Raw genomic sequence first — 14,413 nt, 5'->3', positions numbered from 1 at the left:
CTATCGGCCGCCGGCTCCCGAAACCATCATCCCAATGGAAACCAGCCCGATCATGCACTAACAATTACCTTGGACCAATCAGATCGGGCTGCTCACAGTCATTTTTCCCGTTGCATAGCCTTTTGGGTCCAGGACCGGACGCGCTTCCCAATGGCTGACTGCGTTTCGGTCGAAGTCAGCGCGACGGGCCAGTTCCCTTTGGCTCCAGTCCTTCGGTACGCGGGCCTCTTTTACGTCGTTTCCAGTCTGCATCCGGCTGCCCATGGCTAAACGTATAAATGTTACAATCATTTGACGGGCTTTTCCCTTTCCTTCCAAGTGCGGAACGCATGGTCAGCCTTCACGCCATCAATGGTCGGCATTTCGCAAAGCACCCATTGTGCTGCTTTGCCGTAGCCTTCTGACCCCAGAGGCGCGCCCTTGGTCATGCGGATAAAGCCGCGCTCTTCCAGTTCACGGAAATATCCGCCAATCGTGTTCCGATGCACGTTTATCGCCTCGGCCGCAACGCGGTGGCTCAGGTATATCCTGCCGTTATTCGTTCCATTGAAACGGCGTTTTCAGCTCGATGCAGAGCGCGCGCGGGCCGGGGGTGAGCGTAGCCCAGGCTTCGGTTTGCTGAAGCCACTCCTGGAACTGGACATGACGCCCAGCCCCTTTCTTTTGACGCTTGTAGCGCTTGCGGGTCATCTGCGCCCCTTGCCGCCCAGCAGGAACAGCCAAAGGCGAAAGCCGACCTTTGCATCGCCACACCATAGGCCACTGACATTTTCTCGGGCGTTCGGCGTATCGGAACGATTCGTCGGTTCGTTGGTCTGCATTGGCGCGTGATCCGACACAATTCCGGCGGTTCCCGTGCAAAGACGCGGACCGGAGAACGCGCGTTAAGCATTGAGCGAAACAGCCGGTTTCCGGCTTTGCCTGCGCCTTGCCTGCCAAATTGTTTGAATATCGTCACCAATATTCACGTGATGATTGCAGGGTCATGGGCAGAATTCTGAAAAATCTCAGCTTTCCTGCAAATGCCGATCATATTGTTCAATATGCGCGAACAGTCTTTGGTTGGATGCGAATTCAACTAGGGCGATGCCGCGGCAGAATGGGGCAAAAGATGGGCAATTTTCGGAAAAACTCCCCTTTGTTCGCCTCAATTGCTCGGCTAATGTCCATCTGCCCAACTGGGGGGCAAGAAATAGGCCACGGGGGCGGCCGCTGAACTGTCTGTGTCCATTGGATGCGGGGGACGCGAACGTCGGCTGTCTGCTCAGGCGCTGCCATCGCCGGAACAGGTTCAACATGCATTTCGATGCATGATGTCCTGTGCGCGTGTTTCCCTTCTCCAAGTCAGGCAAGGCTATTGTTGACCCGTGAGGACGCGAGTGCCGGGCGCCCGTGTCGCGAAAATGTAAGAACCGCGACTGGGACTGCCCCGTTGGTTTGTAGGAGAGTGAGCCGATGACGAAGACCACCTATGTGAATGCCATTTACCTTGGCAATTTTGCGTCGGTCGATACGAATGAAAACGACTATGATGCCGAGCACGAAGCCGCGCTGAAAGGTGTCACTGTCGACCACGGTACGCTCCAGGTGGTGTCCTTGCGTCTTGATGACCGGGATCACAACGGCACGATCAGCGACGACGAATGCAACCCGTATTGCGACAAGGTCACTTATGACATCGGATCGGGACAGGTCAGCAACCAGACCGACGCCACGCTTACCGGATACGTGACGCTCACGCTGGGCGACGGATCGACCCGCACGGTCGAAGCCCTGCTCACCCAGCAGGCCAATGGCGATCTTTTCCTCAACGACCTGCTGAATTGCGGGACGCTCGACAATCTGCAGATCAGCTCGGTCACGATCGACAGCTTCACCTGCGACAACTATGCGGGCTGGTATACGAACCAATCCGTGGACAACACGTCCATCGTCGCGCCGGCCCCGGCAGGTGACGGCATCGTCGAAGGCACCGCAGGCGACGACGTGATCGACGTGGCCTATACCGGCGACCCCGAAGGAGACCGCATCGACGCGGGCGACGCGCTTGCCCCGAACTCCGGCGACGAAGATATCGTTGACGCGGGTTGCGGCGATGACGACGTGCATGCCGGCGCCGCCAACGACGAAGTGTATGCCGGCGGCGGCGACGACACCGTTTTCGGCGATGCCGGAAACGACACGATCTATGGCGACCGTTCACTTGGCGAGGCCGACAATAACGGCGATGCCAAGGTTCTCGATTGGGGGTCCATCGGTGATGGCACCGGCATCGTCGAAGGCTGCCCGGTCGATATCGACGCGGACGGCATCAACGTGCATGTTTCCTTTGATAAGCAGGATTACGGCGCGACGGCCAAGGCGACCAGCACCCGGCAATATGTCGACACGGCCAGCGGCGAAACCTTCGACACCAACTCGGCGCTGGAATTGTTTGGAAAAGGCGGCGAAGGCGGCTGGGACAACACATCGACCACCCGGCTCGATTTCAGCGCGACGAACGCGGCCTATTCCGACGAAGTTCAGAATGTTGCGTTCCGCATCAACGATATCGACGAAGGCACCTCGAGCGACGATCACATCGACCGCGTGACGATCCGGGCGTTCGACGCGCAGGGAAATGCGGTCGACGTGCAACTGACCGCCGGAAGCTTCATCAGCCTCAGCGGCGATACCGCGACCGGGGATGAGAATCTCGACACCGATTACGGCCCGGACGATGCGCGCGGCTCTCTCCTGGTCGAGATCGCGGGCCCCGTTTCGTATATCGAAATCGACTATGACAATGGCGAATGCACGGACCAGAAGGTTTGGGTCTCGGACGTGCATTTCGACACGATCGGCACCGTGGCCGATTGTCCGCCGGGTGACGACTCGTTGCTGGGCGGAGCGGGCGACGACGTCATCTATGGCGAGGATGGCCACGATACGCTTTATGGCGACGAGGGCGATGACCGCCTTCTGGGTGGCGTGGGCAATGACACGCTCGATGGCGGCGCAGGCAACGATATCCTGCGCGGCAACGCCGACCGTGACGTCATTTTCGCCGGTGGCGGCGACGATGTGGATGGCGGCTCTGCCGGGGACGACCACGACATTCTCGATCTGACAGGGCAGGGGACCTACTACCTCGAGAACGTGACTGCCGACACCAACGGCAATGGGTTCAACGGCACCGTCGTCTTTGTCGACGGCGAGGGAACGCCGACGGGTGAGACCATCAATTTCGTCGAGATCGAAGAGATCCGCGGAACCGAGTTCAACCGTGGTCCCGATGCGGTGGATGACAGCGTCACCGGCGACGAGGACACGGTCATCACCGGCAACGTGCTGGCCAATGACACCGATCCCGACAGCGACCCGTTGACCGTGGTCTCCAACACCGACCCGGCGAACGGTGCGGTTACCGTGAACCCGGACGGCAGCTTCGAATACACGCCGAACCCGGATTTCAACGGAACGGACAGTTTCACCTACACGGTTTCGGATGGCCAGGGCGGCACCGACACGGCAACGGTCACGATCACCGTGGGTGCGGTGAACGACGACCCCGACGCGGTGAATGACAGCGCAGCCACGCCATTCGACACGCCCATTGTTGTCGATGTACTGGGCAACGATACCGACCCGGAAAACGATCCGCTGACCGTCATCGGCACCACCGACGGCGCCAATGGTACGGTCGCGCTCGACCCGGTGACCGGCAACCCGGTCTACACCCCGAACCCGGGCTTCGCGGGGACGGATCAGTTCACCTACACGATTTCCGACGGCAATGGCGGTACCGATACGGCGACCGTCACCATCACGGTCGAACCCGATCCGCGTGACGGCATCGTCGAAGGCACCGGCGGCGACGATCTGATCGACGTGGCCTATACCGGCGACCCCGAAGGCGACATGATCGACGCCGGTGACGCGATCCTGCCTGGCGACGCGCCCAACGACGATGTCGTCGAAGCGGGCGACGGGAACGACACGGTTCTGGCCGGCGTGGGCGACGACGAAGTATATGGCGGCGCGGGCAATGACGAGTTGCTGGGCGAAGACGGCGACGACTCGCTTTACGGCGAAGAGGGCGACGACACGCTGCGCGGCGGCATGGGCGACGACCTGATCGATGGCGGTGACGGCAATGACAGCGTCCGCGCGAACGAGGGTGAAGACACGGTTATTGGCGGTGCCGGCAATGACACGCTGCGTGGCGGCGAAGACAATGACACCGTCGATGGCGGGGCCGGCGACGACCTGCTCTATGGCGGGTTGGGCGATGATTCCGTTCTGGGTGGCGACGGCGATGACGAATTGCGGGGCAACGAAGGCTCCGACACGCTGCTTGGCGGCGACGGCAACGACTCGATCGCTGCGGACGATCCGGGCGACGTTCTGGATGCGGAAACCTTTGTCGGCGTTCCCTTCGAAGAGTTCCCCGATACCGAGAACAACCGCGACTATGTCGACGGCGGTGCCGGGAACGACACGATCGACGGTGGCGACGACGCCGACACACTGATCGGCGGGACGGGTGACGATGTCATCGAAGGCGGGATCGACAACGACTCGATCACCGGCAATGACGGCAACGACAGCATCACCGACATCCAGGGCGCCGACTTCATTGATGGCGGTGCGGGCGACGACACGATCATCGCCGGGGTCGATACCTTCTCGGATTACGTGGGCGACGACCCCAACCTGCCGAACCCGCTGCTGATCGATCCAACCACTGGCCTGCCGGCCCTGTCCGATCCGAACACCGATGACGGCAAGGACACGGTCCTTGGCGGCGACGGCAACGACTTCATAGCAACCGGAGACGATGCCGATTACATCGACGGCGGGGCCGACAACGACACGATCGACGCGGGTATCGACGATGACACCGTCATTGGCGGTTCGGGTGACGACAGCATCATTGGCGGGCATGGCTCGGACAGTATTCTTGGCGAGGAAGGCGATGACTGGATCAACGCAGGTGACTCGTCGCTGCTGTTCGGTCAGGCGCCCGACGCGTCCGATCCGGTGCCGACGAACGGCCGGGATTTCGTCGACGGTGGCGCCGGCAACGATACAATCTTTGGCGAAGATGACGAAGATACCCTGTTGGGCGGCGATGGCGACGACGTCATCGACGGCGGCATCGACGACGACCTGATCGAGGGTGGCGATGGCGACGACATACTGTCGGGCGCTGCGGACGAAGACACGCTGCTGGGCGGCGCAGGAAACGACATCATCCTGGCCGGCACCGAAGACGACCTGGTCGAAGGCAACGACGGTGTCGATGTAATCCTCGGCGAGGAGGGCGACGACACCCTTCTTGGCGGCGCGGATACCGACCTGGTTCTTGGCGGCACCGGCGACGACCTGATCGAAGGCGGTTCCGGTGTCGACATTCTCGATGGCGAAGACGGTGACGATACCGTCGATGGCGGCGACGACACGGATCTGATTTTCGGCGAAGCAGGCCAGGATCTTCTGACTGGTGGCGGTGGCAGCGACATCGTGCTGGGCGGCACCGACGGCGACCTGATCTATGGCGATGGCATCGTGGATGAAGGCAACACGCCCGATGGCGATGCCGATATCCTGTTCGGCGAGGAGGGCGACGACACCATCTTCGGCGGGGCCGGTGATGACCTGATCGATGGTGGCGAGGGCGCGGACGAGATGCGCGGCGGCGACGACCAGGACACCTTTATCGAGGTCGGTCCGGGCGACGTGATCGACGGCGGCGAAGGCGGGGTCGATTTCGACACCATGGTTCTCTCGGCTCCTGCCAACATCATCTACGATCCGCTGAACCCGGAAAACGGGACGATCGAGTTCATCGATCTCGAAACGCAGACCGTGTTCGGCACGGCAACCTTCAGGAACATCGAAAATATCGAGTTCGTGCAGCCGGACGTGAACCCGGCCCAGCCCGCGAACGACGAGAACAGCGATCCTGATACCCAGCCCGAAGACGTCGTGATCGACTACAATCCGCCGGTTTCCCCCGCGCCAGCGCCTCCGCCTTCGGCCCCCCAGCCCGAAGGGCATGTGGACGGCACCAGCGGCAGCGACCTGATCGGTCCGGGCTATGTCGATATCGATGGCGACGAAATCGACGCAGGCGATGCCATTCTGAGCGGCGAATTTGGCGATGACGACATCGTGCGCGCCTATGATGGCGACGATACGGTCGATGCCGGGCTCGGCGATGACGAAGTGTTCGGCGGCGACGGCGACGATAGCATCGACGGCAATGCCGGCGACGATGTGCTGCGCGGCCAGGATGGCGACGATACCATTCTGGGCGGTGAGGGCGATGACCGCATCGACGGCGGCGACGGCGACGATCTGGGCGATGGCGGCGCGGGTGACGACACGGTCGTCGGCAGGGACGGCGACGACATCGTTTACGGCGGAGACGGCAACGACTTCGTGACCGGCGACGATGGTGACGACTCCGTTTTCGGCGGTGCCGGCAACGACCTTCTTTTGGGTGGTGACGGCAACGACACGATCGATGGTGGCGATGACGATAATATTGATAGGGCCGCTGGCGGCGATGATGCTGACCTGTTCACCGGCTTTGGTGCTGGCGATACTGTCGAAGGCGGTTCCGGTGGTGCGGATTATGACACGCTGGACCTGACCGGAACGGCGCCCGCGGGGGGCAGCCTGAGTGTTACGATTACCGGGCCCGATAGCAACGGCAATGGCTCGGACGGCTTTGTCACATATTTTGACGCGACCGGCTCCGAGATTGGTCGTCTGGACTTTACGGAAATCGAGGAAATCGTGCCCTGCTTTACACCTGGAACCACGATCGCCACGCCACAGGGTGAGCGGCTGATCGAAGATCTCAAGACCGGTGACCGGGTGATTACCCGCGACAACGGTATTCAGGAAATCCGCTGGATCGGCGCCAAGCCGGTGACGGGTGTGGAACTGGCGAAAAATCCGCATCTCAAACCGGTACTGATCCGCAAGGGCGCGCTGGGCAACGGCCTGCCCGAGCGCGACATGCTGGTCAGCCCGAACCACCGCTTGCTGGTCAACAACGACAAGACCGCGCTCTATTTCGAAGAGCGTGAGGTTCTTGCCGCGGCCAAGCACCTGGTGGGCGCCGACGGGATCCACGAAGTCGACGTGATGAGCACGACCTACATCCACTTCATGTTCGATCACCACGAGGTGGTGCTGTCGAATGGTTCGTGGACCGAAAGCTTCCAGCCCGGTGACATGAGCCTGAAGGGCGTGGGCAACGCGCAGCGCAACGAGATCTTCGAACTGTTCCCCGAACTGAGAACGCGGGAGGGCATCGACGACTACCAGGCTGCGCGCCGTGCACTGAAAAAGCACGAGGCAAAGCTTCTCATCAAGTGATGCAGCAGGCACCGGGCGCATGCGTCCGGTGCATCTCCGATCAGGTGGGGTTCTGATCGTTCTCGACACCCCGATCCGTATGCCGTGGGCCCATCAAAGGCGCGCGGGTCGGATCGGGGTGTCTGCTTTTTCCGGGGGGGCGCCTGCTTGGGCTGTCCGAAAGTCATCGGGGAAATGCGGCACGATTCGGGCGCGACCGCTGCACGGATGTGCGATTATCGGAACAATCGCAGGCACAGATGCGGCTTGTTTCCGGGCCGCCGACGCTCTCGGTTTTTAGATAAGTTTTTCCGTTTTCCCGGATCGCGACAATCTTGGCGGAGCAATGGGATAATCGCCATCCTTTTCAGGGATTGTCGCCAAACTGGCCTTCAAAGACGTCGACCCAAGGCTGTGAGGGAAACAAACGGACCACGCCGCTTCCTGCGCAATCTGCCGAAAACTGTACCAAAGCTTGTCAAAAATGTGGCCGGGACATACAAAAAATTGTCGATGGTCACACCGGGTGAGAGCGGTCGCCATCAGCATGACACAGTAAGCCGAGAGAGAACCGAGCATGTTCGCGTCCCCGTTGCCGCAAGAACCCGAGACAAGGCAGTCGTCGGCTGCCGCTGTCGCGGATCTCGCAAGGCTGGCCGATTGCCGGGACGACACGCTGATCGCCACTGATCGCGGGGAAATGCCGCTTGGCCGACTTCAGCCCGGCGACCGCGTCCTGACGCGGGACAACGGGTTTCAGGAAATTCGCAGCATCGTTTGGGCGAGCACGCAGGATCTGGAAGCCGTGGTGATCCGCCGGGGCGGGCTTGGCAGTGGTATCCCTGCGCGCGACACGGTGGTCAGCGCGCAGCACCGCGTTATCGTGACCGGTGAAATCGCGTCCCTTTTGCTGGATGAAACCGAGGCACTCATCGCGGCCCGGCATCTTGTCGGCCTTGCGGGCGTAGTGCCGGCAAAGGCCAGCGTGATGTGCCACATGGAATTCGACCACGACGAAGTGGTCCTTTCGAACGGGTGCTGGACGGAGTGCGTCAGCCCGGCAGATCCCAAGCGGGGCAAGACCGACACCGCGCAGACAAGAGAGCTGGCCAGGGTCTTCTCTCAAAAGGACAACGTTCTCGGGTAAATTCCCTCTACCCGGTTGCTCAGGTAAAGGCGTGGACGCGGCCGGCAAAGGCAGGGTCCGCGCCTTTCCATTTCCCGCCCCCCGGCCGCTGCGAATCTGCAATCCGTGCGGGATTGCTACCCAGGGTCGTGACGCGCCGATTGCTTGCTAACTAGCGGGCGAATTGGCGGTGCAAATTGGGCAAAAGCCATGCTATTGCCGCAACTTGCGCGTTTTTTCGCCTGTAGGCTCTCCTATCCATCCGGCTATGCCAAAGGGTTTCTTCCTATCCTGACGCGTCCTTGACGGCAGCTTCGGGGCAGGGGCGCCCAGTTTTACGAGTTTGGGCAGGAGTGTAGGTAATGATGTTTGCGCCAATAACATGTCCAGGGTGGGGTCGTGCCCCGGACAAATCCGAAAAACCGTGCAGCCTGGCCGCGTCTTTCCTGTCCCGGATATGAGGTAACGGGCCATGCCATCCTTCACGTACACGATCACACCAGCGAACTGGAACAACGTTGCTTTCTGGTCAGGGATTAACGACAGCTCATACTTCCAAGAGCTCGACTTTTCCGCGCTTGGACCGGGTTACAGTGTAGACTACGACTTGGCCAATGGCATCATCACGATCTCGGATGGTGCAACAACCTTTACCGTCGGCGAGAGTGGCGTAACCGGAACTGACGCCAATATGGGCGCCCAAACCCTTATGGAGAACTTTACCATCCTGAGGGGCACGCAGGGTGACGACGTCTTGGACGTGTCCGGGACCATCTGGTTCTCTGACCTGTACGGTGGCGACGGAAACGATACCCTGCTTGGCGGAAACGGCTTCGACTCGCTCGTGGGCGGCGCGGGGAACGACTATATCTCGGGCGGGTCGGGCGATGGCTATTTTCTGGGCGGTGACGGCGACGATACGCTCCTGGGCGGTGATGATTGGGACACGGTCATTGGCGGCTTAGGTAACGACAGCATCGTTGGCGGTGCCGGCAATGACTCGCTGCTTGGCGAGGATGGCGACGATTGGATGTCGGGCGGCGCTGGCCTCGACACGCTGTATGGTGGCACTGGCAGCGACACCATGTCTGGTAATGGCGGCGATGACTTCCTGTCTGGCGACGGTGGCGACGACTGGATGTCGGGCGGCGCTGGCGATGACACGCTGGATGGCGGCGCAGACAACGACTATATCTCGGGCGGGTCGGGCTACAACATTTTGCGGGGCGGTGACGGCATCGATACGCTCCTGGGCGGTGATTATTGGGATGATCTTTATGGCGGCGCAGGCAACGACAGCATGGATGGCGGTGCCGGCGAAGACTCGCTGTTTGGCGAGGATGGCGACGATACGTTGCTTGGCGGCGCTCACAGTGACACGCTGGATGGTGGGGCTGGGAACGACCTGATCTTTGGCGGGGACGGCAACGATACGTTGCTGGGCGCGGCAGACGACGACACGCTCTCGGGGGAGTCGGGTAACGACACGATCGACGGCGGCGATGGCGCAGACGTCCTGATGGGCGGGCAGGGCAACGACTCGATCGCCGGCGGCGCCGGCGGCGATAACATCATGGGTGACGGCCAGTGGATCGAACTGGCCCAGTACGGCTCGCTGCCGGGCGTGACCGCGACCACGTTGACGATCACGAACAGCTCGGATTCGCCGATCGATCTCTACCTGATTGAACCGTCCGAGGTGACTACCTACTACGCCACGATCGCGCCCGGGGACACGCATGTCCAGCCGGCCTTCGAGGAACAGAACTGGCTGATTTCCGACGACTGGGGGTATTATCTCCAACTGATCGAAGGCGCGCCGAACCAGGTGATCGATTACGGCGCCGAGGGGCTCGACGACAGTATCGACGGTGGCGCCGGCGACGATCAGATTTTTGGTATGGGCGGCAACGACACGCTGGATGGCGGTCTGGGCAGCGATCTGATGTTTGGCGGCGCCGGCGATGACACCTTCATCCTGACCAGCGGCGATTCCGCCGAAGGGGGCGACGGTGACGACGTGTTCAACGTCAGCCGCGACGACCTGACCGGCGGCACGCTCTTTGTCCAGGGTTCGGAAACGGGTGAAACACTTGGCGATACGCTGAACATCATCGGTCCGGCGGAAATCATCTATGACGGCGGCAACCCGGAAAACGGCACGGTGACGTGGCTTGACGGGACGACGCTGACCTTCTCGGAAATCGAGACGGTGAATTACGTCCCCTGTTTCACAGCCGATACGCGGATCAAGACGCTGCGCGGCGAGGTGCGGGCCGCCGACATTCGCAAAGGCGAGATGGTTCTGACCCGCGATGCCGGCTACCAGCCAGTGCGCTGGATCGGCACGCGCACGCTTGGCGCCACGGAACTGGCCTGCCAGCCGGAACTTCGGCCCGTGATCATTCGCGCTGGCGCGCTGGGCATCAACCAGCCCGAACGCGACCTCATGGTTTCGCCGCAACACCGGATGCTGGTGGGCAGCCCACAGACCGCATTGTGGTTCGGCGAAGACGAGGTTCTGGTCGCAGCGGCCCATCTGACCTGTCTCGACCGGGTTGAACGCGCAGACGCGCTCAAGGGCGTCACCTATGTCCACCTGATGTTCGATGACCATCAGATCGTTTCGGGCGACGGCGCCTGGAGCGAGAGTTTCCAGCCCGGCAGCCTTGCATTGTCCGGCATGGACGCGCCGCAGCGCGATGAACTGTATACGCTTTTCCCCGAACTGCGAAACGACAGGCTGAACACCGCCTTCCCGGCGGCGCGCGTCACGTTGAAGGCGCATGAGGCGCAAATACTGGCGCTCTGCCCCGTCTCAGCCGCGGCCTGACCGCCATTCGGCCCAGGCTTCGGGCGTGTCCAGGTCGGTCGTGGCGTGGGAAGCGGGCAAGGCAATCAGCTCCAGAAGGTCGCGATGTGCGGTAATCACACTGCGCGCCCCTTCATCGCCGGTCACATTTTGCAATTCTGCAAAAAGGGCGCGCGGAAAGATCACCGGATGCCCTGGCGTTCCATCCTGCGCCGTGGCCCGCAGAATGCCGCCGCGATACCTTTGTGCCATGTCGGCCAGGTCGTGTGCCGTCAGGTCCGGCAGGTCGGCGGGCAGGATCATCGCCCCGTCGACATCGTCGGGCAGGGCGCCGATGCCTGCGCGGATCGACGCGGCCATGCCCTCTTGCGCGTCAGGGACCGGAACTGCGTCCACCGCTTCGGGCAGCAATCGTGCGCGCGGATGCGACAGCGCGGGCACCGTGACGAAAACGGGCAGGCCACTGGCCAAGGCGCGTTGCGCCATGACCGCCAGAAGGGGCGCGCCGCCTACCGGCTCCTGCATCTTGTCAGCACCCCGCATGCGCGACGACTGCCCGGCCGCAAGGATCAGTATCGCCAGTCGCATATCCGCCTCTTGCCTTGCATACGTGCGATCAAGCGTTGGCCAGGTCCGGGCGTCAACCCCGCATCCGCGTGCCTTCTGGATCGAACAGGGGCTCTACCAGCCGCCGCGCCTTGTGCATCTGGCCAAGGATTTCGATTTCGACCTCCAGATCGTCGGCGATCCTGTCCACGGGCACAAAGCCATAGGCAATGGACTTGCCAAGGTGATGCGAATAGCCGCCCGAGGTGCAAAAGCCCACGACTTCGCCATCCAGCCAGACCGGTTCATAGGCCACCACGTCGGCATCGCCGGCCTCGACTTCGAAATTCAACAGGCGCCGCGACGGGCCTGTTTTGCGCTCGGCCTCGGCGGCGGCACGGCCGATGAAATCGGTCTCTTTGCCCCAGGCGATGAACCTGTCCATCCCGGTCTCGGCAGGCGTGTAATCGGGGCAGAACTCGGCCCCCCAACTGCCAAAGAACCTGTCCAGCCGCAGCGACATCATCGCCCGCATGCCGAATGGGCGCATCCCATGCGCTTGACCGGCCTCCCATAGGGTCGACCACAGCGCGCGCTGGGCCATCGGGTCGCAATAGATCTCGTATCCCAGGTCACCGGTATAGCTGACACGCTGAACAAGGCAGTCGGCCATGCCCACCGTGACATGGCGCAGGTCCATGAACCGCATGTCGGAAATATCGTCGCGCGTGCAGGCGGCCAGCACATCGCGCGCCTTCGGACCCGCGATCTGGAAGCCCGTCAACCTGTCCGAGATGTTTTCGACGCGAACGCCTTCGGCCTCGTTCATTTCGAACCAGCGCATGTGAAACGCCTGCGCGCCATAGCTGGCGGTCAACTGGAACGTCTGTTCGTTCAGGCAAGACACGGTGAAATCCCCGATCAGCCGCCCCTTGTGCGACAGCATCGGCGTCAGCGACAAGCGCCCCGGTTTCGGGATGCGCCCCGCCATCACGCGATCCAGCCACGCCCGCGCGCCCGGTCCGGTGACAAGGTACTTACCGAAATTATGCACCTCGTTGATGCCCACGGCCCCGCGTACGGCGGCAACCTCGCGCGCCGTGGCCTCGAACGCGTTCGAGCGCCGGAAAGACGGCGTTTCAAAGCGCGGCTCACCGTCTTCGGCAAAGTAGTTGACGACCTCGAGCCCGTATTGATGCCCCCAGACCGCGCCCATACCGTCGAACACGTCATACATCGGCGTCTGCCGGAACGGGCGCGCGGCGGGCAGTTCCTCGTTCGGGTAGGAGACGGAAAACCGTTTCTGATAGTTCTCGATCACCTTCGGGCGGGTATAGCCCGGCGTGATCCAGTCGCCGAAACGCGCGCAGTCCATTGCGAATGTGTCGCGCTCGGTTTCGCCTTCGACCATCCACTGCGCCAGCATCAGACCCACGCCGCCACCCTGGGAAAAGCCCGCCATGACCGCGCAGGCGGACCAGTAATTGCGCACACCGGGCACCGGCCCGACCAGCGGGTTGCCGTCCGGCGCAAAGGTGAACGGCCCGTGGATCACCGATTTGACCCCCGCCTTTTCCAGCGCCGGGAACCGGCGATAGGCAAAGGCGATGCTGTCCTCGATCTTGTCGAAATCGTCGGGCAGCAACTCGTGCCCGAACTCCCACGGTGTGCCATCGACGGCCCAGGGGCGGCAGGGCTGTTCGTAGAATCCGATGCACAGCCCCTTTCCCTCTTGCCGCAGATAGCTTTCCCCGGCGGGGTCCATCACATGGGGGTGTTCCTTGCCGTCCTTCGCCATCTCCAGGATCAGCGGCACGTCCTCGGTGACGATGTATTGATGTTCCATCGGGTGCAGAGGGAAATAGATGCCCGCCATCGCGCCCACCTCGCGCGCCCACAGGCCGCCGGCATTGACGACATGTTCGGCGTGGATCGTTCCCTTGTCGGTCACCACGTCCCAGGTGCCGTCCGGGCGCTGGTTGGTTTCGCGCACCATGCAGTGGGTTTCGATCGTCGCACCCCCCATCCGGGCTGCGCGGGCATAGGCGTGGGTGGTGCCCGACGGGTCCAGGTGCCCGTCCAGCGGATCGTACAGCCCGCCGATGATGCCATCGAGATTTGTCACTGGCGCGATCTGTGCGATCTCTTCCGGGCCGACGATTTCCGTTTCCAGCCCCATGTAGCGGTGCTTGGCCCGTTCCGCGACCAGCATGTCCATCCGTTCCTGGTTGTCCGCCAGCGTCACCCCGCCGACATGGTGCAGGCCACAGGACATGCCGGTGATCTCTTCCAGCTCCTTGTACAGGCGGATCGTATAGCCCTGCAGCGCGGCCATGTTGGTATCGCCGTTCAGCGTGTGAAAACCGCCCGCTGCGTGCCAGGTCGACCCGCTTGTCAACTCGCTGCGTTCGATCAGCATGACGTCGGACCAGCCCAGCTTGGTCAGGTGATAAAGAACGCTGCATCCTACAACGCCTCCGCCGATCACGGCCACGCGCGTGGTGGTTTTCATGGGCTGTCTCCTCAATCCGGTTGACCGCAGGCTTTCGTGTCCTGCACGGCAGGGCAAGCCCAAA

At 62.1% G+C, this 14,413-nt stretch carries 8 protein-coding genes; 3 read left to right on the top strand and 5 right to left on the bottom strand.

Features of this window, described 5'->3' with window-relative positions:
* Positions 1-78: 78 nt before the first annotated feature.
* The 3 genes from BLT50_RS19775 to BLT50_RS19615 all read right to left on the bottom strand — a co-directional run bounded on the left by BLT50_RS19775 (position 79) and on the right by BLT50_RS19615 (position 690).
* The gene (locus BLT50_RS19775) at positions 79-252 is read right to left on the bottom strand and encodes a helix-turn-helix transcriptional regulator (protein ID WP_425433974.1); all 174 of its coding nucleotides are present in this window, start codon (positions 250-252) and stop codon (positions 79-81) included.
* A 35-nt stretch (positions 253-287) separates the two neighbouring features.
* The gene (locus BLT50_RS19620) at positions 288-428 is read right to left on the bottom strand and encodes a hypothetical protein (protein ID WP_245723435.1); all 141 of its coding nucleotides are present in this window, start codon (positions 426-428) and stop codon (positions 288-290) included.
* Between the two features lie 106 nt (positions 429-534).
* Positions 535-690, bottom strand: coding sequence for a hypothetical protein (locus BLT50_RS19615; protein ID WP_245723434.1), 156 nt, complete (start codon positions 688-690; stop codon positions 535-537).
* Between the two features lie 765 nt (positions 691-1,455).
* On the opposite strand from BLT50_RS19615, the gene BLT50_RS19600 reads away from it, so the two are divergent.
* The 3 genes from BLT50_RS19600 (at position 1,456) to BLT50_RS16790 (ending at position 11,312) form a co-directional block, all read left to right on the top strand.
* On the top strand, positions 1,456-7,374 hold the full coding sequence (locus BLT50_RS19600) for a Hint domain-containing protein (protein WP_090030092.1): 5,919 nt from the start codon (positions 1,456-1,458) through the stop codon (positions 7,372-7,374).
* A gap of 556 nt (positions 7,375-7,930) precedes the next feature.
* Positions 7,931-8,500 (top strand): Hint domain-containing protein, encoded by a 570-nt coding sequence (locus tag BLT50_RS16795; protein WP_090030088.1) that lies wholly within the window; start codon positions 7,931-7,933, stop codon positions 8,498-8,500.
* Between the two features lie 451 nt (positions 8,501-8,951).
* Complete coding sequence (locus BLT50_RS16790; RefSeq protein WP_090030086.1) at positions 8,952-11,312, top strand: Hint domain-containing protein; 2,361 nt, start codon at positions 8,952-8,954, stop codon at positions 11,310-11,312.
* Here BLT50_RS16790 and BLT50_RS16785 read toward each other — a convergent pair.
* Both BLT50_RS16785 and BLT50_RS16780 read right to left on the bottom strand, forming a co-directional pair.
* Entirely contained in the window at positions 11,298-11,879 is a 582-nt protein-coding gene (locus tag BLT50_RS16785) for a nucleotidyltransferase family protein (protein WP_090030085.1), read from the bottom strand. The genes BLT50_RS16790 and BLT50_RS16785 overlap by 15 nt on opposite strands.
* A gap of 52 nt (positions 11,880-11,931) precedes the next feature.
* Positions 11,932-14,349, bottom strand: a complete 2,418-nt coding sequence (locus BLT50_RS16780; RefSeq protein WP_090030083.1) for a GcvT family protein — start codon at positions 14,347-14,349, stop codon at positions 11,932-11,934.
* Between the last annotated feature and the right edge of the window lie 64 nt (positions 14,350-14,413).

The organism is Lutimaribacter saemankumensis (assembly GCF_900100005.1).
Taxonomy (GTDB): Bacteria; Pseudomonadota; Alphaproteobacteria; order Rhodobacterales; family Rhodobacteraceae; genus Lutimaribacter; species Lutimaribacter saemankumensis.
This window is presented reverse-complemented; position numbering and strand designations above follow the sequence as displayed.